Origin of the sequence: Spirosoma panaciterrae DSM 21099 (assembly GCF_000374025.1) — a bacterium.
GTDB classification, from domain to species: domain Bacteria; phylum Bacteroidota; class Bacteroidia; order Cytophagales; family Spirosomataceae; genus Spirosoma; species Spirosoma panaciterrae.
Map to the genome: position 1 here is coordinate 68,256 of NZ_KB893182.1, position 23,093 is coordinate 91,348.

Here is a 23,093-nt window from a genome sequence, read left to right on the forward strand (position 1 = left end):
AATCGTTTTGTATAAATAAGTTTTCGCTTTCAGGAAAGAACTTTGGTCTCATGGCTTGGTAATTGACCATTCAAAAGCTCCAATGTCGATGGTTCTGCCAACGGGCAAGGTGCGCCGGTCGAAATCAACGCTATAACCTAATTGCTGTCCGGCGTCTACGGCGGGGCTGTCTGCCCGTAGGTGGTAGTTACCTTTTCCTGAATCAATAAAGCCGGGATACGCTATACGTTCACCTTCGCCCAAGGGCCGTCCAATTGGATCCTTATTATCTACTGCATAGTAAAGGTTATGCTGGTGGAGCTGGTTAAAATTTCGGGCTTCATAAGCCCCACCAGCAAAGGCTTGCACGTCATGAGCAACCTCAATGATGTTATTCCGAATTCGGAAACCATTGTTCTTGAATGTAAAGACGACGTTGACACCCGAGTTTGCGGGTTTTGTTCGAATGATCGTATTATTATCGACGTCGCAGCTATCACCTTCCCAAAAGAAAATAAACTGCTGAAAATCGTTACTGACATTGTACGAGACGGTTACGTGACGCCCTGAGTTGGTCACCTCCATAAACCCTTCGTTGCCTTCACTGTAATTGTGATGGACAGCAACGGTATGAATCGGCCCGCCGTAATAGCGACTGTCCAGTTCAATAAAGCCACCGTCGGCTCCAAAAGCTCCACCCAACACCTTATAATTGCGACAGGTATTGTACGACACCTCATTATGAGCATTGGCAACAACGATTGCAACTGGTCCCCAGAACGGCTTCCAGACGAACCGGTTACAGTCTCGAAAGCTATTTTGGGTAATTTGATTGTACTGGCCGTTGCAGTACACACCTAACGGACAATCGCGGAACGAACACAGGCGGACAGTGAGGTGGTGAGCCTCTGTAATTTGGTACACAGCCCCCACCAGCAATACCTTTTTGTCGATGCGGGTACGAAGCGATTCATCCTGCCAGTACCTACTGGGATTCTCCGCATAGGTGCAGGCGGCAGTGTTTGCAAATGAAAGTCCTTCGATAATCAAGTAAGACGCCCGGACTTGAATCACGTTCCCATTTAGGTGGCCGTAATCAGGATTTGTTAACTTCGGATTCGCTCCACGGCCGTACGTGCCAATGTAGATCGGTTGCTGGAGTGTACCTTGACCTTTGACAACAAAACCGCCTGTAAAATGGGAGCCGCGACTGAATAAAACCGAATCACCTGCAGTATATCTCAGCCTTGCAAGGTTATTCAAGGTTCGCCAAGGGTGTTGACGGGTTCCTTCGTAGCGGTCCGACCCCGTTTGGCTATTGAGGTAATACGTTCTGGCCCAGATGGACTGGCTTATTAGTAGAACAAGTAGCGTAATAATCGATTTCATAAACGAGTTTTTCATCGAACGACTGGGCAAAGGTTTACACTGGACTTGCCAGCGTAAAGGCTAGGGAGGGGTTCGGTTGTTAGCAAATCGGTTACGCAGCCTTGGGAAGCCGACAACACTAATCGACTGTATTTTGCCAGAACGCCACTGGTGTACCGGGCAGGTGGGCGCTGCCAGCTTAACTGGCGCTGGGTAATTTCCTCCTCAGAAAGTGCTACCTCCAGCCGGTTGTTGACAGCGTCAATTGAGATGATATCGCCGTCCTTAATCAGACCAATAAGCCCACCTTCATAGGCTTCTGGCGTAATGTGGCCGACAACAAAGCCGTGCGTACCACCCGAGAAACGTCCGTCGGTGATGACAGCAACCTGGTTGCCTAAACCAGCGCCCATAATGGCGGAGGTCGCTTTCAGCATTTCTGGCATACCAGGCCCACCTTTTGGTCCTTCGTAGCGGATTACGATTACCTCACCTGGCTGCACCTGACCAGCTTTGATAGCCTCAATCGCTGACGGTTCACGATCGAATACGCGGGCGGGCCCCTGAAAAAACTCGCCCTCCTTGCCCGTTATCTTAGCGACAGACCCTTCAGGAGCCAAATTGCCAAACAGAATCTGAATGTGGCCTGACTTTTTTAGGGGCTGACTGAAGGAGACCAGAATTTTTCTGTCGTTGTTCCAGTCTGGAACGGCTTCCAGATTTTTCCGAAGCGTCTGACCTGTTACGGTGAGGCAGTCACCCTGAAGGAGGCCTTCTTTCAGGAGAATTTTCAGAATGGCAGGCGTACCTCCGCTGTCGTGAACATCCTCCATCAGGTACTTACCGCTTGGTCGCAGGTCGGCAATCAACGGTACCTGATCACTAATACGTTGAAAATCGGCTAGTTCCAGCGGTAGACCAAACGCCCGGGCAATAGCGAGATAATGCAGGACAGCGTTCGTAGACCCACCCAGCGCCATGACCACTACCAAGGCATTTTCCAGCGACTTTACCGTAACAATATCGCGGGGTTTCAGATCCGCTTCGAGCAGATACTTCATGGCTTTGGCTACTCCACCGCATTCCTGCCGCTTTTCGGCGCTGGTGGCTGGGTAGGAAGAACTGTAGGGCAGGCTTAACCCCAGCGCTTCGATGGATGATGACATGGTGTTGGCTGTGTACATGCCCCCGCAAGCACCCGCCCCCGGACAAGCGTGGCGGATGATGGCCTGCATTTCGGCTGCGTCGATCAGCCCTCCCAACTTGGCGCCGTAAGCCTCGAACGAGGATAGAATGCTGATTTTTTGCCCATTGTGCAGGCCCGATAACGAGCTGCCACCATACACCATCATGGCCGGGCGGTTCAGACGGCCCATCGCCATGATAGAGCCCGGCATGTTTTTATCACAGCCCATCACAGCCACTATGCCGTCGTACCACTGAGCTGACGCGACCGTTTCGATGCTGTCCGCAATTAGATCGCGGGAGGGTAACGAGAACTTCATCCCCTCGGTGCCCATACTGATGGAGTCACTAACCCCAATGGTATGGAATGTAAAGCCCACCAAACCTTGGGATTCCATACCTTGCACAATACTATCGGCCAGGCTATTAAGGTGCATATTGCAAGGATTGCCAGCATAACCAGCGCTGGCTATACCAATCTGGGGGTAATGAATGGTGGTTTCATTGAGCCCGGCTCCGTAGAGCATGGCCTGCGAACCGGGCTGATCCTCGCGCTCGGTAAGTGTGCGGCTGTATTTATTCAAAATTTGACTCATGGTTCAAGGGGTTAAGGAATCGATTGAGATGCCACCGCCATCGCTGGAGCGGTAGGCAGCTTCTACCAGTTGCATGGTCTTAACAGCCTCAGCTACGGATGTACTATGCGTTTGGGAAGAGCCATCAGCAAAGCAGAGCAGGTCGGCCATCGAGCCGATAAACGCGTCTGGATACCAACTACCTCTCAACTGGACTGACTGCCATTCAGGTGCTTGCCCCTCGTCCAACACGACGTATTCGAATGTATCGGCAACGCCTTGGGGAAAGTTTATATTTAAACCAAGGGTCGTTTTGATGGCTCCCTGAGTGCCTTCCCACTTGATGAAAGATTCCTGGTGGCGCGTGCCGAACGCATGTCCGTGGTTAGTATTGATAAATGCCCGGATGGGTCGATCGTAGTCGAAGATAATAACCGAGCGTGTCGATGCCAGTTGCATCTGGTTGGGATGTTGGGAAGTCTTGGCATATACGGATTTGGGCATACCGAAAAAGTATTTTAGCAGGTCCATATAATGAATGCTATGGTACAGCATCTCCATGCGCGGCAGACCAAACAAGAACGTCCAAAGCTGCCAGGGATGGTCGATATTCATACGAATTTCCAGATCGTGCAGCTCACCAATAGCGCCCTGAGCAATGAGGTTTTTTGCGGCTATGACAGCCGGAATGAATTTCATCTGCATATTCACGCTTGCCGTAAACTGCCGTTGCGCACAGATGCTAAGTAGCTGGCGGGCTTCATGAAGTGTTTCGCCAAAGGGTTTCTGGATAAGAACCACTGAGCACTCTGGCAATAGGGGCAGAATCATTGGTAAGGCGGCAGCGGGCACGGCAACATCAAATACCGCATCGGGCGATGCCTGCCCAATAAACTGATCCAATGATTCGGCTACCTTAGGGATGGCGAACCGCTGGGCTACCTGACGTGCTTTGGCCGGATCGAGGTCGTAGATTTGTTCAATTGGCCACCCTGCTTTCTGGTAGGCTGGCAGGTGCGCATCCTGCACAATCGCCCCGGCCCCTATTATGGAAATGGGCCTCGGACGAATGGGTAACTGAACAGAAGTATCAATCACGTAGCTCATGGGGTCAATCGGTAAAAGTGTTCGGCATTTTTACGAAATAGTTGATCCCGTTCGTCGTTGGTCCAATCGGCACAAAGGGCCAGTAGCGTACGAAGCCAGGTATTATAGGGGGCCGCCAGGGTCACCACAGGCCAGTCGCTACCGAATACCAATCGATTGATGCCAAACTGCTCGACAACAACGTCAAAATAGGGCCGCAAATCCTTCAGGTTCCAGCGCTGCCAGTCTGCTTCTGTTACCAGTCCCGACACTTTGCAAAAAGCAAGCGGATGGCTAGCCAACTGGCGGATATGGGCCTGCCAGTTCACGAGTTCCTTACCCGCGATATTGGGTTTTCCCAGATGATCGAGCATAAAGGGCGTGTCGGGGCATTTTTCTACTAAGCGTATGGCCACCGGTAGCTGGTGCGCTTTCAGGCAGATGTCGAAGCTAAGCCCAATGGTAGCCAGTTTAGCTACATTTCTGATGAATTGCGGCTGTTCGTAGAGCGATCTGGGTGATTCTTCCAGCCGTCGTATCCCCCGTAACAGTGGATGCCCAAGGAGGTTTGTCAATTCCAAATCGATGTTCGGATGCTCTAGCGGAAACCAGGCGACAATACCCCGAATCCGAGAATCAATAGCTGCCGCCTGGGTAACATAGTCTATTTCACGCTGGTACTGCCCAGGTTCGCATTCGCACTGCACAAAGACCATGGCTTGCACAGGAAAGCGCTCAATAACCTGTTGGTAGTCGGTTATAGTGAATGTCCGGCTAATTGCCGGTACATCGGTTAACCATGGATAGTTCAGTTGCTGCACATCCCAGATATGCAGATGTGCGTCAATAATAGCCGGTGGCAGTGGTGATATCATTGGACGGTCAGGTCAAAGAGTTGGTGCCCAGCGGTCAGCGGCCGTTGCTGGCCTTTCCACCGAAATGTACCGGTTACCCCTTCTGGCAGATTGATGTCGGCTCGCAATGTACCAGTCTGGCTAAGCGTATAGCTGACGCTGATAACCCCTTTGGGATGAGGCATTTGGCCGCTTACGTTGTGTAAGTTACCCAGGTTAGGCGTGATCCGTACTTTCTCAAACCCTGGGGCATCGGAGTCAATGCCGAGGATAATGCGGTAGAACTCAATATTTGGGCTGGAACCCCAGGCGTGGCAATCCGAACGGGAAGGCTCGTGTGACTCGGCCCAGGTAGTCAAGCCTAGTTTCATCTGCTCACGCCACAGCCCTAGCAGATTCAGGTACTGATCGCCCAGACCCGTTTCAGCAACAGCCCGGTGCAAGTAATACCGGTAGAAAATAGACGGTTGTACCAGTGTTCTGTCAGTGAGTGTCCGTTCCATAAGCTGCCGTGCGGAATCACCCTTGACTACGCCCGTCAATACGGCCAGCATATTCGTGTGCTGCGAAAAATGCCTCTTCTGGGGAGTATCGGTAAATAAAGCTCTTGACTTGTCCCAATATAACCGCTGGATGGTGTGTTTAAGCCGACGGCTTTGCTCGGCATACAGATCCGCAAACCCCGACATACCCACCTGTGCTTCCAGGTCACGGGCTACCTCATAGGCTAATAGCAACTGTAAATCCAGGGGGGCAGAGTTACCATTCTCCGTGTAGGGTGCCACACTACCCCAGGTTTGCCAGTCAGAGCTAGTTGTCCAGTCGGTAAAAGGCCAGTCTGGAAAGCGTTTCAGGGAGCCGTCCGGGTGCTGATAATTAGTAAAGTAGTTGAGTATCATACGGGTGACTGGCAACGATTCCTGGATAAAGGCTTTGTCGCCCCGGTAGCGCCAATAATCATGCAGCATACTGATCCACCAGAGCGAAAACGTCGGTATATATTGCGGCTCTCGACTTGGGTATCGACTCATAGTAAGACCATTAGCCGATAATGATTGCCGAAGTTGCGTAATCGCCTGCCGTACCAACCGATCGTCTGTGCTGTTATAGAGTGTGATCAGGGCTTGAATACGTACGTCACCTGCGTACTGCAACTGCTCGTAGTAGGGGCAATCCATATACGTTTCATTGGCACAGAGCCGGACTGTTCGCCAGCCAATGTTGAGCATGTTCGTTAATTCTGGTGATTCCGGGATATTAGCGGTGCTGGCCTTCGCCAGTGGGTAAGCCGTAAACAGGCCGGATAGGTCGTTGATAACCAGCGGTTCCCGTTGGGTTTTAATGGTTATTTGCAGATAACGGTATGTTCGCCACCAGAGCGTGGTAATTGAGCGCTGTTGCCCTCCGTCAGCCACGAATACATCGTTGCCCCCCCAAAAGACCTTACCATCAATAGCGTTACGATCTGCTTTTATAGTCGGCGCAGGCCGGTCTTTTGCTGCTGGTTCAAATAACGATTCGGCATAGGACAACTCGATTTGAGCGGCTCGTCCGCCACTGACCCTCAACATGGGATAGGCAGTAGTCAAATAGGTCTGATCAAGTAGCAATACCACTCTGGACTGCGCCGGAATACGCAGAGGAACCGCCTGCTCGGGGAACCCGGCAGGAACGGTTATGCCTTCGGCTCTACGGAGTTTGACAAGCCGTTCAGGCTTCAGCTCCATTGGGGGGATTGGCCGTGGTGTGAGCGTCCAGTTGTCAAAATCTATGTTGAGATTCCACATGCTTCCGGACTTAATCTCCTGCGCCCATGTCCAATTTGCGTCCCTGAATGTAGCCGACTCCCAGTCCCAAGGATATTGACTGAACTGGATATGCTCGCCAGGCCCAACCTGAAAAAAGGTGTACAAATTTGTCTGTATTGCCGTATATGCGCCGTTTTGGAGGCATTTCCACGAAGAATTTGTGTTGGCGATCTGTTCATCGGGGCCATTACCCTGTACAATGAGACCTGTTCGGAGCGAATGCTGAGCGAAGGACATCATCGGACCAAAATTCCAGACAACTGCCGCTAGCGTGTTGCTTCCAGCCACCAGGTAGGGAGCCAGATCGACTGTCTCAAATGACCAATGACGCACGTCCGAGCGTGACGGACCCAGTGAAACGAGCCGTCCATTTACAAATAGCTTATATCGGTTATCCCCCGATACATGTACGATAAAAGCGCCCGGCTTGCGAGTCAGTTGAATGGTTTTTCGAAAGTGATACACGCCATAGCCATTAGGTGATGTACCCGGCACCGCAATCCAGTGGGCAGGCCAGAGCTCGGTCACTAGCGACTTAGGTAGCGTTGCCGGATCAATCTGAGCCTGTAATGCCGAACTGCTGATTGTTAGCAGAAGGAGCGTGGAAAGCCAATGCCGCATACTGTATGACGATTAGGGTAAAGAAAATGCTACGTAGCGATCACCTTTAGGCGCACCGAGTTTGCCGCCCCCGCAGGCAATGACGATATACTGCTTACCGCCCGCTTCATAAGTGCTGGGCGTGGCAAAGCCAGCAGCCGGTAATTCATGTTGCCAGAGTAGCCTGCCCGTGCGTTTGTCGAATGCCCGAATTTGTTTGTCTTTTGTTCCGGCAATAAACAGCAGCCCACTCGCTGTCACCACGGGGCCTCCGTAGCTTTCGGCACCTGTCCCATGTATGCCTTTAGCCACCAGTTCAGGGTATTCGCCAAAAGGTATTTTCCAACGATACATGCCTGTGTTCAGATCAATCGCGTTGAGTGTGCCCCAGGGAGGGCGGATGGCTGGAAGTCCGTTACTGTCGAGAAACTTGGTAAACAAAGCCACCCGGTAGGGGACCGTAGTCTGTTTGGTTAGATGCTGAGACTGACCAGGTTCTTTCGCTGCCTGTCCAGGCTCGTTAGTAGTTGCCGGGCGGTTTAATAGATAAGTCACCAGCGTTTGGCGCTGAACCTCAGACAAGTGCGAGAAGGCGGGCATCATTCCTTTCCCGTTGGCGATAATCTGCTGGATATATTCGGGTTTACGTCGATTGCCAATGTTGATGAGCGACGGATAGCCCCCTGCTGGATTACCCGTTCGTTCTGCTCCATGACAAGCTTCGCAGTTGGCCACATAAAGCTGCCTGCCCGATGACCGTTGCTTCGTTGCAGTTAGCATCTCCATCTCTAGTTCAGCCAGCCTGACCAGCCAGGCCATTTCGTTACTGTTAAGGTAAAGAACACCATCCGGGTCTGCCGCAGCCCCACCCCATTCAGCCCCTCCGTCAAAACCCGGAAAAACAACCGTACCCTGCCTGCTATAAGGAGTAAATGATCCCTCGTAGCGGCTCTTTCGGAACGTAGCAAGTAGCTCGTCTCGATTTTCAGCGAAGGGGCTTATGTCGGCTTCGGTCAGGTTCTGTCGGGCGTAGGGTGCAGGCAGACTCGGAACCGGCTGCGTCGGCCACGGCTTTTCGCCAGGGATGTCTGATGAGGGTGTCCGCTTTTCGGTGATTGGGTAAATCGGCTTTCCCGTCACCCGGTCAAATATAAAAACCACGCCATGTTTGGTTACCTGCGCAACGGCGTCGATACGGTTTCCCCCGTGAAGGATGGTTATTAAGTTCGGTGGAGCTGGTGGGTCGCGGTCCAGGATGTCGTGGTGAACAAGCTGGTAGTGCCAGAGTCGCTTGCCGGTGCGGGCATCAAGGGCCAGTAAACAGTTGGCAAAAAGGTTGCGGCCAACCCGGTTACCACCATAATAATCGGCTGCAGCCGAGCCAGTAGGTAAGTAGACAATGCTGCGAGCCCGGTCTATGGCCATGCCAGGCCAATTATTGACCCCACCGATATCGGGATTGCGATAGGCATTTTTCGGCCAGGTGTCGTAGCCGTATTCACCGGGGTTAGGCACAGTCCGAAAAACCCAGGCAAGCTTGCCAGTTCGGATGTTAAACGCCTGAATGTGGCCGGGTGCTGGATCAATACCATCCGATACGCGCAGGGGCAGAATCAACAAATCGCCAAACACCGTACCCGGCGTATTAGATACCACGAACCGATCCTGCGCAACGGCTCCCAGACCAGCTTTTATACTTGTCCGGCCACCTTTTCCAAATGAGGTTATTTCGCGACCCGTATTGGCGTCAAGAGCATAAAGCCAAGGGCCATTGGTAAACAGAATGCGCTGGTCCGCCCCATTGGTACTGGACTGCCAATAGGTAACGCCCCGGCTATTGTTGTAGGCAACAGCACCGGCTTTTTGCCAACGCCAACGTTCCTTACCCGTGGCGGCATCGAGCGCAAACGGCTGGCAGGAAGCAGTCATGCCGTAAAGTACCCCCTTGACAACAATGGGATTACACTGCATCTGACCGGAATCCTGTGTAGCGTATTCCCAGGCGACGTGAAGTTTATTGACGTTGGTTGAATCGATCTGATGAAGAGAGGAATAATGATTCCGATCGGGTCCTCCCAGGTATTCTGGCCACTCAGTTTGCGATGAAACGTGCCAGATGATCCCCTGAAAAGCCGAAGTCATGGCCAGTAACCCAAACAGGAAGGTTGAAAAGATGGCTCGCTTCATGGTAAACTGGTAAGGTTTATAGAATCAATTTCAGTACGAAACCCCCATAGGCATGTAGCGGCAGAGAAAAACTACGACTGGTAGCCTTCGTTACGGTACGAGTCGTAAACGTTCGGGCTCCTTCACCATCGGTCACTAAAATACCCGTGCTGGCTTTGACAAAGGGCAATGACAATTGTAGTGACTTGTTGACAGCTTCTCCATTTATACCCGCTACGTACCAGACATTGCCGACCCTACGGGCAATAACGACTAGTTTTCCCGGATACCCTTCGACAAATCGACTTTCGTCCCAGGCAACGGGTACGTCTCGCATCAATCCCTGCACGTAGTCTGGTACGCCAGCCATACCCGTCGCGACCTCCGAAAAATGCTGAATGCCCGATGTGAACAAAAACGGTAGGGCCAACTCAAAGGCGTTGGTTGTCCGACGCTTAATGTCAGGGTCTTCCGAAAAGACAACTGGTGTGTAATCCATCGGGTCGAAGACGTTGCGGGTGAACGGCAGCAGGGCGCATTGCATGGGCTGGCGATCGGCATTTTCCTGAGCAAACGTGACGTTCTCGTAACCACGTACAGCTTCCATCGTCATCAGGTTCGGGTAGGTGCGTTGCCAGCCCCGGGGCAGAGTACAGCCATGAAAATTGACCATTAGGCCAGAACTCGCAGCATCTTCAGCAATGTCCTGATAGTAGGCCATCATGGATTGTCCATCCCCTCCGAAAAAATCAACCTTGATTCCCTGTACACCAATACTTTTGAGTCTTGCCAGTTCACGTCGACGTCTGTCAACCGACACGAGTACATCCTTGGGGGTGTGGGGAACCGTATTCCAAGTCCCTGCGGAGTTATACCAGACCCAGAGTCCAACGCCTTTCGTTCTGGCATAGGTAACTAAATCGGCTAGTTTGTCATACCCGATCTGACGATCCCAGTTGGCGTCGATCAGGCTATATTCCCATCCCATTTGGGCAGCATAGTCAATGAACGTTCGCTGCGCAGAATAAACCGTCGAATCGTCGCCATACATAGCCCAGCTCCACGCTGAACGGCCTGGTTTTACAAACGAAAAATTACCTGCGATTTCCGGTTTGGCTAAGTCCGTTCCAAGGGTTGATTCCACGATGGTTCCCAAGTTGTCACTAACCAGTATGAGTCGCCAGGGAGTGGCCCAGGGCAGAAACGATTCTGGTTGGGCATTGCCCCCGGTAAAGGTCTCTCGCGGGTCGGCGAGCGCAACGGTGAACGCATCACCCTGGCGCAGATGCTTAAGCCGTGTACCGCAGTAGTTACGGTCGGGTGCTGTCTCACTCAGCAGTACCCAATGTTTTCCGGTTCGGAACAGGGCCGGATACACCCAACTGGAGACACTGTCCGGCAGTTCACTCAGTAAACTGTTTTGTCGGTAGTTTTCTTCATACGAAGGCTGAGTTTGTTGCCAGCCCGATTTGGGTTCGGGACAAGGTTGTATCCAGCTCCGGGTGCCCGGACGAAACCGAAACGACGTTTCTTCCAGAACGATTTTTTTTCGGTCCGTCGATTGCTCAGGGAAGTAATAACGAAACCCGACCCCATCATTGGAGACGCGAAACAGTATATCCATCCGTTGCCCGGCCCTATTTACTAACTGGACAACCTGCTGATTCGCTCGATAAGTGATTTGCTTTCGCTTCCCGTGACGCATAACATACGAGTCGGTAACTACCTCGGGTTTCGATGCGGAAACCAGACGGATTCCCGTTGAGAAATCGCCGTCTTCACGAACTAGACCTAATGCGGCTGTCGGCATAATTACTTCGTTGGCATAGCGAATAGTATAACTGGCCTGGCTATTCGAGCTTATAGAAAACGCTACGGATAGCGTATGGTCAGGGCTGTTTACTATTACCGTAGAGCGCGATTGTGCATAGCTTACCTGTGTTCCCAAGAGTCCAGATAGGCTCAGCCCCAAAACGAATCGAGCTAAGCAGCTCAACGATGTATTTTGTAGATTTACAGGAAATAACCTCATGTAAACGTAAAGTCAGGTTGTAGTCAAAGGAAACTACTGCTTATCGATAGTCAAACCAGGCCAGTTGTCTGTGCGAAAGGGAACGGCAGGTAATCCTTCCCGATTGTAAAGATTGCCATCGGGTGAGTTACCCCAGTTGTAGCGAACGGCTACAGGATTAGGGACTAGCTCGCTGCTCAGTAGAACTTCATTGCCGTTCAATGTGCCTTTCGCCCAGTGGTAAACATGATCTGGACCAGCCAGACTGAAGCCTCGAACGTAGCCGTATTTGTCACGAACGGCCAAACCAGTACCAACCTCGTTGAATCCTACCCGCACTTGCCTGCCCTCAACTCTCATGGCCTTGAACATTGGCCCTGAACTTACGACTCCCGTTTCCTGGTAAGCTACCCGGCGGGCTGCCAAGGCAAGGCGTTTGCCAACATCTTGTTTATTGATGGGGTGAATATTGGTTGAATCGCCAATGTCAATGGCCACGGCCATGCCGGTTTTAGGTTCTGCTAACGCCATGGTCTGGGCTTCGCGCAGTTCTGCCCAGGCATAATCGGCAGGTTGTGGTTTATCGTTCATGAAGCTAGCCAGTTGTACAAATAGGAACGGGAATTCATGCCCCCAGCGGTTTCGCCAGTCCTGAATCAAGCCTGGGAAAAGCTGCCGATATTGATACGCCCGGTCCGTATTGGCTTCGCCTTGATACCAGATAACACCCTTTAGAGCATATGGAATGAGGGGGGCAATCATGCTGTTATACAGTGACGTCAGTGAGTTCTGACTGAATAAAAGATTCGGCGCTTTGGGCGCCTGGCGAGTGTCGATGCCTACCTCATATAACCAGGAGCCTGCCAGCGATAGCGTATCCTCTCCAACAGTAGCGAAAAGATCCTTCGGGTCACCGAAAAGTCCGCCACCACCGCCCGTATCGAGTATGCGAATGGCAATGGTATTTGTTCCAGCTTTGCTTAAGCTACCGGGAACGGTATACACGCGTTGAGCATCGAAAGGGCTGGTGCCTCCCACTTTATGGCCGTTGAACCAGGTGGAGTCTACATCGTCGATACGGGCCAGATGTAGAACGAGTGGCTTACCGGCCTGCTGATCACTCAGCGTAATCTGTCTACGCACCCAGACAACTCCATCAAAGTCGGGTAATGTGCCCGACTCCTCCCATCGGCCCGGCAGTTGCATCGATCGCCAGTTGGTAGTAGGCAGGTCAGCCGCTGACCAAGGGGAGGTTTTGTCAGTAAACCCCCGGTCAGCGACCGTATAGGTTCGCTGCCAATCGGCCAGTTTTCTGGCAAACGCCTGTTTAAGCTGCTCCAGTGAACCGCCTGGATTCTCTTCTACCGATGCGAGCTTAACGGCAAATTCCGGAAACGGGCGAAGGGCCGCTGGGCTCATCCAGGCTTCAATCTGTGTACCGCCCCAATCAGATGTAATGAGGCCAATGGGCACCTGGTACCGTTGATAGAGATCGCGGCCGAAGAAATAAGCTACCGCCGAAAATGTAACTACCGTCTGTGGGCTGCACAACCGCCAGCCGTCGCTAGAAACGTCGGCTAAAGGAGACGGTGAGATAGTGTCGCGCACGTCGAACAGACGAATCATCGGGTAGTTCGCGCTATCTATGTCATTTTTCGTATGGGGTAACAGTTGCTGCATCCGCCACTCCATATTCGACTGGCCCGATCCTAACCACACATCGCCCAGCAGAATATCGTTGATCACTAGCGTATTCTTCTTTCCCCGGATCGTCATGGTGTAAGGTCCACCAGCCGACATAGCCGGTAAGTCGAGTCGCCACTTTGTATCGGAACCGGCTTTGGTCGTAAAGGTTTTGCCCGAAAACTCGATAGTTACCCGTTCATCTGCGTCGGCCCAACCCCAAACCGGGATCGGCTGATCCCGTTGGAGAACCATGTGGTCACTTACAAGTCGGGGTAGCCGTACCTCGGCATGCGTGGTGACTAGGCAACTCAGTTGAATCAAACACGTTAAGAAAATACTCAACGATTGATACATATAAATAAAACAAGAAGAAAGTTTTGAGAAGCGACTATGAATAAAATGCTGTTTTAAACGGCCTTACCGTAAGGCCGTTTAAAACAGACCCAAAGGCATCAATAACCAGGATTTTGCTTTAAGCCCTTATTCAGATCCATCGCTTGAAGCGGGAAGGGGAACAACAGATTTTTCTCACTCACGTTAGGCCGACCGGCGGCTTTGTTTTCGCTTATAAGGCGACCCGTTCGAACCAGGTCGAAGAAACCGTGCCCTTCGAAGCAAAGCTCCATCTCGCGCTCGCGGTAAACAGCCTGCCGAAACGTATCCTTTGATAGACCTGACAGATTCGGTAAAGCGGCTATGTCTTCGGTACCATTAGGCCGGGTCCGGGCCCGCTTTCGAATCTGATTGATCGCATCGTAAGCCGCAACCGTTGGGCCGTTTACCTCGTTTTCGGCTTCTGCGAAAATCAGCAGGGCTTCTGCATATCGCATGATGGGGAAATTATTATCACCACTAAAGCAGACGTTTTCTTTGCCCCAGGCGATGTATTTCTTAATGAAGGGTCGGCTGTAGCTGATCGTCTTGTTGTCCGTTGTTACGTAGGATGTCATCATCGAAATCTCTTTGCGATATGTACTGGGGTAGTTGTCGAAGAATTGTTGCGACACCCCCGCCAACCCTTCGGCAAAACCACAGCCGGTTGTACCCGACGGACTCAGGATCGACTCAAACCAGGCACCCACGCGGAACATCTTGTACTGCGCAGATAAGATATGCTCGGCATTGTTTTTCTTGGCCGGATCAAATACATCCCGGTAGTCAGCCATGAGTTTGTATACTCCTAAGTCGATCACTTCTTTACTCTTGGCACGGGCCAGATCGAACTGCTTGAGTGTGAGATACACACGCGCCAGTTGAAGTTTTGCGGCTCCACGTGTAGCCCGACCTACTTCACTCGGCGGATAATCAACGGGTAGTGCTTTTTCGGCAAACTGAAGGTCTTCCAGAATCAGTTGATAAATCTGCTGCTTATCCGTACGGGGATTCGAAACGGCCACATTTAGGTCGACCGCAGGGTTTGTAACCAGGGGCACATCGCCAAAGAGCCGGACCAGGTTAAAATAATGAAGTGCCCGCATAAACCGGGCCTCGCCCAGGTACGCATCCCGCAGGTTCTTGTCCATGGTAATAGCCGGTACACGTTCGAGAATGAGGTTGGCCCGCTGAATACCGACATAGGCCCCACCATAGTAGTCCAGATACGCCAGCGTGGCATCATAGGAGAAGTTGTCGGTAGCCACCGTGTTCACATTGACCAGTCCATCCATGGCCGGAGTGGGCAAGTCAGCCAGGAAGTACAGCGAGACATTATACGCATTGCCGTTGATTAGTGTATTGTAGAGGCTATAAACGGCGGCTTTAGCTTCGTCGGCTGTCTTGAAAAAATTGTCTGGTGTGACAAAATCAAGGGGCTTTTCTTCCAGTGCACTCTTGCAGGAGTCTACTAGTACGAAGGATAAGAGTAACAGGAAAATTTGTTGTAGTCGTTTCATCGTGATCCAGTTGTAAATTGATGGGTCGATTGACTTTTATTAAAGACCTTTTTTGTGCTTAGAAAGACAGGTTTAGTCCGAAGACGAACCGCTTTTGCACAGGGTATGAGTACAGATCAATGCCCTGGAGGGCCTGCGCCTGTCCGGCGATATTAACTTCCGGATCGAAACCGGTATACTTGGTGAATGTTAACAGGTTCTGGCCTGTAGCGTATACACGCAGACCATTCAGCCAGGTAAGGCCCCATTGCCCCACTGGAAAGCGGTACGAGAGCGTAACGGTCCGCAGGCGCAGAAATGAACCATCTTCAACGAACCGGTTGGTCACAAAGAAATTAGTCGGGCTAACGCGTGGTATGGTGTTACTCGTGTTGGCCCCTGTCCATCGATTCGCCATCTCGCTAGTCGTATTAAACTGACCCGCAGAAGTTTCCAGGTTGTAGCGCGTCAGATTAACGACATTTACGTCGGCCACACCCTGTAGAAACACGTTCAGTTCCAGGTTCTTGTAGGAAATAGTATTGTTCAGACCAAACAGGTATTTAGGGATACCATGGCCCGTGATAGCACGGTCATCGCCATCGATCTTTCCATCGTTATTGAGGTCTTTGTAGCGAATGTCGCCAGGTTTATACACGCTAAAGCCGGGACCAGCGGCATTAATCTGGTCATTGGTCTGCCAGATTCCATCGGCAACATAGGTATAAAAAGAGCCGATCGGCTGCCCAGTTCGGATGACACTCAACCCATCAACGCCACCATTGGTATTGGGAAATAGACTCACCAGTATCTGGCGGCTACCATCTGGATTTGGTGTTGTACCATCGGGCAGGCTAATTACCCGATTCGTGTTAATAGACAAGTTGGCATCTGTAGTCCACCGAACAGCTCCCGTCAGGTTTTGGCTACTCAGGCTAAACTCAACTCCCTGGTTTCGCACCTGACCCAAATTCCGCCATTGGGTCTGAAATCCCGTTTCGAGTGGTACTGGTGTTTGAAATAATAGATCGGAGGTATTTTTAAGGTAATAGTCAGCCGTAGCAGTCAGGCGGTTATTCCAAAAACCCATATCCAAGCCTAAATCGAACTGGGCCGTTCGCTCCCAGCCTAGGTTCGGATTGTATAAATTACCTGTGGGGGCAAAACCTGTCACCTGGTCGCCACCCAGCACCTGTCCCCGGTCAGCTTGCAAGATTGGTAATGACCGGTAAGGCGGTATTTCCTGATTACCCGTTACTCCATAACTTGTTCGCAGCTTAAGATCGCTGAATGCCTTTGTTTTCTTAATAAATGATTCGTCACTAAGCCGCCATGCAAAGGCTCCTGAAGGGAAGAAACCATATTTACGACCATCACCAAACTTTGATGAGCCATCACTACGGGCTGTGAACGTGAACAGATACTTATCATCAAGACTGTAATTAAACCGACCGAAAAACGATTGAATCGTAAAATTGAAACTACCCGATGGAGCGTAATTTCGATCATTAGCACCCGCCGTTACGATATAGTACGAGGTAGCATCGGTTGGAAAACCGGATCGGCGAATGCCGTAATTCAGTACGCTTTGTCGTTGAAAAGAATTGCCTAATAAAGCCGTCAGACTGTGCCGAGTACCAATCTTACGGGTGTAAGTCAGGGTGTTTTCATTCAGCCAAGATACATTTTCGACGGTACTAATATTCGCAATTGAGTTTTCGTTTAAGCCCTCCAAGGTAGTTTTAGGCGAATAGCCACGACCTGTTGAGTAGGCTACATCAGCTCCCACCAGTACTTTACCCACCAGGCCTTCGATAAATTTAAATTCACCGTAAATGTTTCCCAGTGCGCGAGTGACAATGGTTTTGTCGGTCTTCTGATTACCAACGGCCACTGGGTTGTCGATCTGCGAGCTTTGCCCACCAATAGACGTACTTTGCTCCAGGAAGTAATTCCCGTTGGCATCGTAAACTGGATTGAAAGGCCGGGAGGCCAACGTTTGGTAGATGATGTCGCGCACGTCTCGGTCAGTACGGCTCAACGTCAGGCTGTTACCAAATTTGAAGCGCTGGCTAAAGGTTTTATCAAGGTTAAACCGCAACGACATTCGCTTAAAACCCGAGCCTGTCACAGCTCCTTTCTCATCATAATATTCACCCGACACAAGGTAATTCGTCGATTCGTTACCTCCAGAAAAACTGATGGCATGATTTTGTACCGTTCCTGTCTGGAAAACCTCTTTTTGCCAGTCGGTGTTGGTCGTCGGAATAGTCGGATAAGGCGTAACGGGGGGCGTCAGGCTCTGCCCAAAGCTGTTAGCGAGTGCTGCCAGTTGAGAACTATTCATCAAGTCGTAGCGACTACGAACCTGCTGAATGCCCACGTAGGAGTTGACGCTGATGCGGTTCTGCCCCGATTTGCCGCGCTTGGTGGTAATTAGAATAACCCCATTAGCCCCCCGGGCACCGTAGATCGCCGTGGCCGAAGCATCTTTGAGCACTTCAATGCTCTCAATGTCATTGGTGTTGATTGAGGCTAGTGCGTTACCTCCCGTACGTTCGCCCACACCTGATGGCGTTGCGTTATTGTCACTGTAGACCGGAAAGCCATCAATAACATAAAGCGGTTCGTTACCAGCATTGACTGAGTTAGATCCGCGAATACGAATCGTAACCCCACCACCGGGTGCCGACGAAGCCTGCGTCACCTGCAAACCAGCTACACGTCCCTGCAAAATCTGGTCACTTGAACTGACCGGTACGGCAAGAATATCGCGGCTTTTTACTGACGCAACGGAGCCCGTAATGTCACGTTTGTTCTGGGTGCCGTACCCCACCACTACCACTTCGCCTAACGTCTTATTATCGACGGCCAGGGTTAGGTTGAGCTGCGTACGGTTTCCTACGACGACTTCCTGGCTCAGGTACCCAATAAACGAGAAGATGAGTGTGCTGTTGGGGTTCGGTACATCGAGTTTATAGCGGCCCTTTAGATCCGTCGTTGTTCCCTTTGCCGTCCCTTTCAGGACGACACTAACTCCCGCCAAAGCTGCCCCGTTTTCGTCGTTTACTGTTCCAGATATAGTGACGTCTGTAGGTGCTTCAGTGGTTTCGGTTAGTTGGAGCCCTCCGGAAGGCTCTTGACCGTTTCCCAGCCCACTGGTCCGAATTAATATAATCTGATTGTTGCGAACAACCTCATAGGAAATGTGACGGGGCGGAAGGACCCTTTTGAGAACCGACTCTATTGTTTCGTTACTAACGGCAAGGGTTAGTTTATCACCTGAGGAGATTACATCCCGCTGGTAGGAGAAAGCGACTTTAGCCTGACGTTCAATGGATTGTAGCAAAGATTTGAGGCTAGCATTCTGTGCCTGCAAGGTTACCCTTTCCTGTAGGCACTCCTGTGCCGACACGGGTACTGCCCGGCAAAAGCCAGCCAGCAAGCCCATGAGTGCGAGTTGTACGGCCGTGATTTTCATTATACCGAAAATTGCTTTTCTGGTAAGAAAATTTGACATAGATTTAGGTGTTTTTGTTGTGATAAGACAAAACAGTAGCTTCCGATTGCGGTCCAGGCATCGGGAACTTAGAGGAGGGAGACTATGTGGCAACATGGTTTCCCTTTTTCGTAAAAAGACGGGAGAGTAATTAATGCTTCATGGCAAACGATTGGTTAAGGTTTCATTGGTCAGGAACAATTATTGACACCCTTTTGATTCGAGAACAATCTGAGCATCAACTTCTTTGTAGGTAGCTCCGATCACTTTACAGATAAGGTCCAGTTTATCGTACAGTGACTCGTCACCCATCTTCGTGGTGATGACACAATTGGCCAGCACGTCTTCATTATAAATAATATCAACCCCATATCGCTTTTCGATGGCTTTTAGTACCGTTGGCACAGGCACTTCATCGAAGCGAACCACGGACTCTGCTTTCTCCGCCGTTGGCAAGGGGAGCGGTTGTTCGACTAACCGACGAGTTAGATTCTCGGTTTGCCGACTGAAAACAGCCTGCTGATTTGGCTCCAGCACCAGTCCAGTTGTTTCTGGATCAATTACATTTACCCGAGGCTGCTTAAAGACAGATACCCGGCCAGTTCGAACGTTGACCAGCACCTGCTTGTCTTGCTCATAGGCCCGTACCCAGAAGCTCGTCCCGAGTACTTTAGTCACTAACTCATTAGCATATACGTAAAACGGCCGACTGGGGTCTTTGGCTATGTCAAAAAAAGCCTCTCCGCTCAGAAGAACCCGGCGTCTATCTTTTGTAAAATGACTCGGGTAACTAATCTTGCTATGCTTCGTCAAGGTAATGGCACTACCGTCTTCTAAAGAAATGCGAAGTGGTTTTTCACCGTCGTTAACTCGTTCAATAAGCGGCTGCTGATCGTTGACGGAGGCAACCAAATCGCGATAGGTTACCGAATGGCTATCGTAATTCCTCCAGACAAACCAACTAATTCCTATTAATAAAGCAATGCTCGCGGCCCAGCGCCAAGTGGATCGCTGCCACCAATTCTGGACAACAATAGGCTCGTTTACCTCAACCGGAGTATCTTCCATAGCAACCTGAATACGCGACCAAACGGCCTGTTGATCCAGAGTAGGTAGATCGGTCTGCTCAGCAGCACTAATTTTATGAATCAACTGGCGGGCCTGGGCTACCGTTACTTGCTGATAGGCGTTTTGTTCAAGGAACGATTGCCAGAACGACTCGTTTTCTCCGAATAGAGCCCATCGGATGAACGAATCATCGTTTAGAAAATCCAGCAGTTGATTGTAATGATATTGCATCTTGATGTGAAGCAGACCTTTTATCTATACAGGTAAGGATTCGCCAAAAAACTAATCATTGCTATTAAGTTTTTTTTGCCCTGAGTTCATAAGAGCCCGAATACGGACTTATAAGTCTTTGACTAGTAGAAGGTTTTTCGCAAAAAGGTCGATAAGAATACTGAAGCTCCTACCGACCTTACCCTTTACGCTGTCGATTATGTTATTAAATATCACTTTATACGGCTGTTGCAACCTCCTGCCATAAGTAATGACTCGTCAAAAAGAAGGAACTGTAATCCGTATGGTCAATACCTACTTCGAGCGTCTGAACAGGTTTTATATACTCCTAAATGTATACCCCCTACTTTACCAGCACTTCCCTCGCCATTGATTTTACATTTACCATATTCGATACGAGCTTGGTGAAGCTTACAATTGTGCCAACAAGTTTTTGTATTTAGGAGAACCTTGCAATAAGTACGCTTCATCTGTAGAGGTACACTATTTTCGCAGAACTAACTATCCATACAACAAATTTTGTTGTAAGAAAACTACTTATACCAAATAGCGGCCTTAAGAATAGCAAAAGTCACCTATTTTGTAAATTAGATGTACTTGTTTCACTTAAGAAGTAATAGGAGTAATATTGCCTTGGCGGCTTTAAGCGTTATGCGGAGTGCGGTGTATGATTTGGAGATGAGGTTGTTTACAGCCTGTTTGGTCAGCCCCATTACTTGGGCAATTTCATCAAGGCTCAGCCCTTGGTAAAAACGAAGATGAATCACTTCTCGTTGCCGGTTCGTTAAGGTGGCAATTGCGGCCTGCACAGAGTAGGTTTCAGCCAGAAGCGTTTCCTGCTCAATGGATTGTTGTTCAATGGATGGATGAACCAGTAGGTCTAAAAAATTGCCTATATCTTCAGAACTTTCGAAGACATCGTGACGGGCGTTACGGATCAGTTGATTACGTAAGGCCCGGAAAAAATAAAATTTGACTTGTTCGACATCACTTAAATGTTCCCTGCGTCGCCATAGATCGATGAAAACGTCCTGAATAGCATCTTCGACTACTGCTTTTTGAGGAGTCAACCGATATCCATAATGGCTCAGCGCTTTAAAGTGACGATTGTACAACAACTCATAGGCTGCCTTATCGCCCGCTTTAAACGCCTTCCATAATTGCGCGTCCGACTGACCTGTAGTCAATGTTTTCTTGAATTTTTTCTATTTTATGTAAAGAAAGATAAAAACCTCGAATAAGACAACGGTCAACTTTTTCCCGGACGATGCAAAGATTGTAAGGTATACGCGTTCATGACTACTGATCTATCGTCTGTAGCTGTTCTTCACCTCGGTACGTGTACAGCGTTTTGAAAAACCGCTGCTGGCAGTTGGTTATTTTATTACCAATTTCGCGGTCGTATACACCCTGGCGGGATAGCTTCAAGTCATCATTGAAAATAGCTGTCACTATTTCTCCTGCTAAGTCGTCTAACTCCGTCTTTAGGGCTTCATAAGTTGGGCCATGAATAAACAGAATACGCTCCAGAAAATTAGTTCTGAGAAGAGCAAGTGCTTCTTTATAGGCTTTCGATAGACGGTCCTTTTCTTCTTCAGATAATTCCGCAGAACGAATCGTTGATTTCTGTTTATGTAACTCATCAAACGTTAAATACACTAAGAAGATGTTGGGAAATTACTTTTGGCGATAAGCATCAATTCGCTGTAACATGATTTGAATATTGGCTAAATACAGCCAATTGACCGAAGAGAATACGGTATGCTCGTGGTCTTTCACGATACGCCGGAAGAAATTAGTCCATGCAATACTTCTTTCCACTACCCACCGCTTAGCTACCGGCACAAACCCTTGAGCTGATTCAGGTCGGGAGGCCTTCTCAAACTCAATACTCCATTGGGTCAGTTCGTTGGCAAAGATTCCATTATAGGATTGATCACCAAAAACTTTTTCCAGCCGCTCCCCAGCCCGCCACAGTATTGACGATATAAGTTGTTTGCCGAGTTGGCCATCCGCTTGATTAGCAGCATCCACATCGGTGGCCCAGAGTCGTCCCTGGGTATCAACGACAAAGGTTCGTTTTCGCCCGTTGACTCGCTTATGAGGGTCCGTACCCCGGTAATTGCCAATCATAGGTGAGAGCTTAATCGACTGTGAGTCAATACATAACACAGAGGGATAGGTTTCGCGACTATTGTTAACCCGATCCAGTTGATTCAGGGCTGCATTGATATGTTCGAAGGTGCCCTTGTTCTTCCATTGGTCGAAGTAATAATAAACGGCCTGCCAATGGGGCCAGCCGGGAGGCAGGTTTCGCCATTGGCATCCGGTGCGCAACAGCCATAAAATGGCATCTACCATTTGCCGAAGGTCATGTTTACGCTTGCGCTGAAGATTAAAAAAAGGCGATATTGTTGCCCACTGGTAGTCGGTCAGTGGTTGCCACTGCGTTGTCATTACTTTGTTTCTTGGTCGATACAAAGTTGACGCGACTACCAGCCCTTTTCAATTCCCCAACATGTTCTAAGTCAAGCTTATTTCGCACAATATCGGGGTACCATTCGAGCCTGATCGTTTGCTGCCTTAACCGTTCTACCTCTATACTAACAAGTCTATCTTTTTCTTTTTGTTCGGCAGCAGCTTTTCGGTTTTGGCGTTGCTGAATAATATATGTAAGTACGGTAAACAGAAGCACAATTAGTGCAATGATATCGTTGGTCCAGTCAGCCCCAGGCAGTTTATCAACAAAAGAGCCAGAACTTGGTTGGCTCTGGCTTGTTGATAAAATAGAGGTGCTGATGGGCTGTTTAGGCTGCAAGGGCATTCTCTTCAGTTAGTATGCGGTCAATAGCTTCTTCTAAATCATCGGTAACGTCGTAGCGCTGGGCCTTCGTAAATTCTACACGTGTTAAAAAGCCTTCACGCCCGTAAGCACGCACAGCATTTATCAGGAACTCTTCGAGAAAAGATGGATTAATTGACCGGACTTGTTCCGGTATCACAATGATCAATTTATCAGCAGAAGCTATCCGTTCATCAATTCTTACGGACTTCTATGCCCCGATACCGTCCTGTAAATACCTTCGCACCTGGTGTAAGGTATTCA

Annotated in this window: 16 protein-coding genes; all 16 read right to left on the reverse strand. The window is 50.0% G+C overall.

From position 1 onward, the window contains the following. Positions 1-48 precede the first annotated feature (48 nt). The 16 genes from B153_RS0113090 to B153_RS38000 all read right to left on the reverse strand — a co-directional run bounded on the left by B153_RS0113090 (position 49) and on the right by B153_RS38000 (position 22,989). A complete protein-coding gene (locus B153_RS0113090) occupies positions 49-1,368 on the reverse strand; it encodes a choice-of-anchor Q domain-containing protein (RefSeq protein WP_157634669.1) in 1,320 nt (439 codons plus the stop codon). Between the two features lie 11 nt (positions 1,369-1,379). Further along, positions 1,380-3,128 (reverse strand): dihydroxy-acid dehydratase, encoded by a 1,749-nt coding sequence (ilvD, locus tag B153_RS0113095; protein ID WP_020597174.1) that lies wholly within the window; start codon positions 3,126-3,128, stop codon positions 1,380-1,382. A gap of 3 nt (positions 3,129-3,131) precedes the next feature. After that, positions 3,132-4,214, reverse strand: a complete 1,083-nt coding sequence (locus B153_RS0113100; RefSeq protein ID WP_020597175.1) for a Gfo/Idh/MocA family protein — start codon at positions 4,212-4,214, stop codon at positions 3,132-3,134. Beyond that, positions 4,211-5,068: an amidohydrolase family protein gene (locus B153_RS0113105; RefSeq protein WP_020597176.1), complete on the reverse strand. Its 858-nt coding sequence runs from the start codon at positions 5,066-5,068 to the stop codon at positions 4,211-4,213. Before B153_RS0113105 ends, B153_RS0113100 begins: the two co-directional genes overlap by 4 nt. Then, on the reverse strand, positions 5,065-7,476 hold the full coding sequence (locus B153_RS0113110) for an alpha-L-rhamnosidase-related protein (protein WP_020597177.1): 2,412 nt from the start codon (positions 7,474-7,476) through the stop codon (positions 5,065-5,067). The genes B153_RS0113105 and B153_RS0113110 overlap by 4 nt, the downstream gene beginning before the upstream one ends. 12 nt (positions 7,477-7,488) lie before the next feature. Then, positions 7,489-9,642 carry an outer membrane protein assembly factor BamB family protein gene (locus B153_RS0113115; RefSeq protein WP_020597178.1) on the reverse strand — a complete coding sequence of 718 codons (2,154 nt, stop codon included), beginning with the start codon at positions 9,640-9,642 and terminating at the stop codon, positions 7,489-7,491. A 16-nt stretch (positions 9,643-9,658) separates the two neighbouring features. Then, complete coding sequence (locus B153_RS0113120; protein ID WP_051097284.1) at positions 9,659-11,569, reverse strand: glycoside hydrolase family 97 protein; 1,911 nt, start codon at positions 11,567-11,569, stop codon at positions 9,659-9,661. Positions 11,570-11,686: 117 nt separating this feature from the next. After that, positions 11,687-13,570 (reverse strand): sialate O-acetylesterase, encoded by a 1,884-nt coding sequence (locus B153_RS0113125; protein WP_020597180.1) that lies wholly within the window; start codon positions 13,568-13,570, stop codon positions 11,687-11,689. A gap of 200 nt (positions 13,571-13,770) precedes the next feature. Beyond that, positions 13,771-15,210, reverse strand: coding sequence for a RagB/SusD family nutrient uptake outer membrane protein (locus B153_RS35055; RefSeq protein WP_020597181.1), 1,440 nt, complete (start codon positions 15,208-15,210; stop codon positions 13,771-13,773). Between the two features lie 58 nt (positions 15,211-15,268). Next, positions 15,269-18,709: a SusC/RagA family TonB-linked outer membrane protein gene (locus B153_RS0113135; protein ID WP_020597182.1), complete on the reverse strand. Its 3,441-nt coding sequence runs from the start codon at positions 18,707-18,709 to the stop codon at positions 15,269-15,271. A 180-nt stretch (positions 18,710-18,889) separates the two neighbouring features. After that, positions 18,890-19,987, reverse strand: coding sequence for a FecR family protein (locus B153_RS0113140; RefSeq protein ID WP_020597183.1), 1,098 nt, complete (start codon positions 19,985-19,987; stop codon positions 18,890-18,892). 602 nt (positions 19,988-20,589) lie between these two features. Then, the gene (locus B153_RS0113145; RefSeq protein ID WP_020597184.1) at positions 20,590-21,174 is read right to left on the reverse strand and encodes an RNA polymerase sigma factor; all 585 of its coding nucleotides are present in this window, start codon (positions 21,172-21,174) and stop codon (positions 20,590-20,592) included. Between the two features lie 112 nt (positions 21,175-21,286). Beyond that, positions 21,287-21,646, reverse strand: coding sequence for a hypothetical protein (locus B153_RS0113150; RefSeq protein ID WP_020597185.1), 360 nt, complete (start codon positions 21,644-21,646; stop codon positions 21,287-21,289). Positions 21,647-21,664: 18 nt separating this feature from the next. Continuing rightward, entirely contained in the window at positions 21,665-22,444 is a 780-nt protein-coding gene (locus tag B153_RS0113155; RefSeq protein WP_026262125.1) for an IS5 family transposase, read from the reverse strand. Further along, positions 22,383-22,805 carry a hypothetical protein gene (locus tag B153_RS0113160; protein ID WP_157634670.1) on the reverse strand — a complete coding sequence of 141 codons (423 nt, stop codon included), beginning with the start codon at positions 22,803-22,805 and terminating at the stop codon, positions 22,383-22,385. The genes B153_RS0113155 and B153_RS0113160 overlap by 62 nt, the downstream gene beginning before the upstream one ends. Beyond that, positions 22,795-22,989, reverse strand: coding sequence for a hypothetical protein (locus B153_RS38000; protein ID WP_169518480.1), 195 nt, complete (start codon positions 22,987-22,989; stop codon positions 22,795-22,797). Before B153_RS38000 ends, B153_RS0113160 begins: the two co-directional genes overlap by 11 nt. Between the last annotated feature and the right edge of the window lie 104 nt (positions 22,990-23,093).

Excerpts from the sequence above, each read along its gene's own strand:
- B153_RS0113090 (WP_157634669.1), bottom strand. The coding sequence starts at position 1,368 with ATGAAATCGATTATTACGCTACTTGTTCTACTAATAAGCCAGTCCATC.
- ilvD (WP_020597174.1), bottom strand. The coding sequence starts at position 3,128 with ATGAGTCAAATTTTGAATAAATACAGCCGCACACTTACCGAGCGCGAG.
- B153_RS0113100 (WP_020597175.1), bottom strand. The coding sequence starts at position 4,214 with ATGAGCTACGTGATTGATACTTCTGTTCAGTTACCCATTCGTCCGAGG.
- B153_RS0113105 (WP_020597176.1), bottom strand. The coding sequence starts at position 5,068 with ATGATATCACCACTGCCACCGGCTATTATTGACGCACATCTGCATATC.
- B153_RS0113110 (WP_020597177.1), bottom strand. The coding sequence starts at position 7,476 with ATGCGGCATTGGCTTTCCACGCTCCTTCTGCTAACAATCAGCAGTTCG.
- B153_RS0113115 (WP_020597178.1), bottom strand. The coding sequence starts at position 9,642 with ATGAAGCGAGCCATCTTTTCAACCTTCCTGTTTGGGTTACTGGCCATG.
- B153_RS0113125 (WP_020597180.1), bottom strand. The coding sequence starts at position 13,570 with ATGGTTCTCCAACGGGATCAGCCGATCCCGGTTTGGGGTTGGGCCGAC.
- B153_RS35055 (WP_020597181.1), bottom strand. The coding sequence starts at position 15,210 with ATGAAACGACTACAACAAATTTTCCTGTTACTCTTATCCTTCGTACTA.
- B153_RS0113135 (WP_020597182.1), bottom strand. The coding sequence starts at position 18,709 with ATGTCAAATTTTCTTACCAGAAAAGCAATTTTCGGTATAATGAAAATC.
- B153_RS0113140 (WP_020597183.1), bottom strand. The coding sequence starts at position 19,987 with ATGCAATATCATTACAATCAACTGCTGGATTTTCTAAACGATGATTCG.
- B153_RS0113155 (WP_026262125.1), bottom strand. The coding sequence starts at position 22,444 with ATGACAACGCAGTGGCAACCACTGACCGACTACCAGTGGGCAACAATA.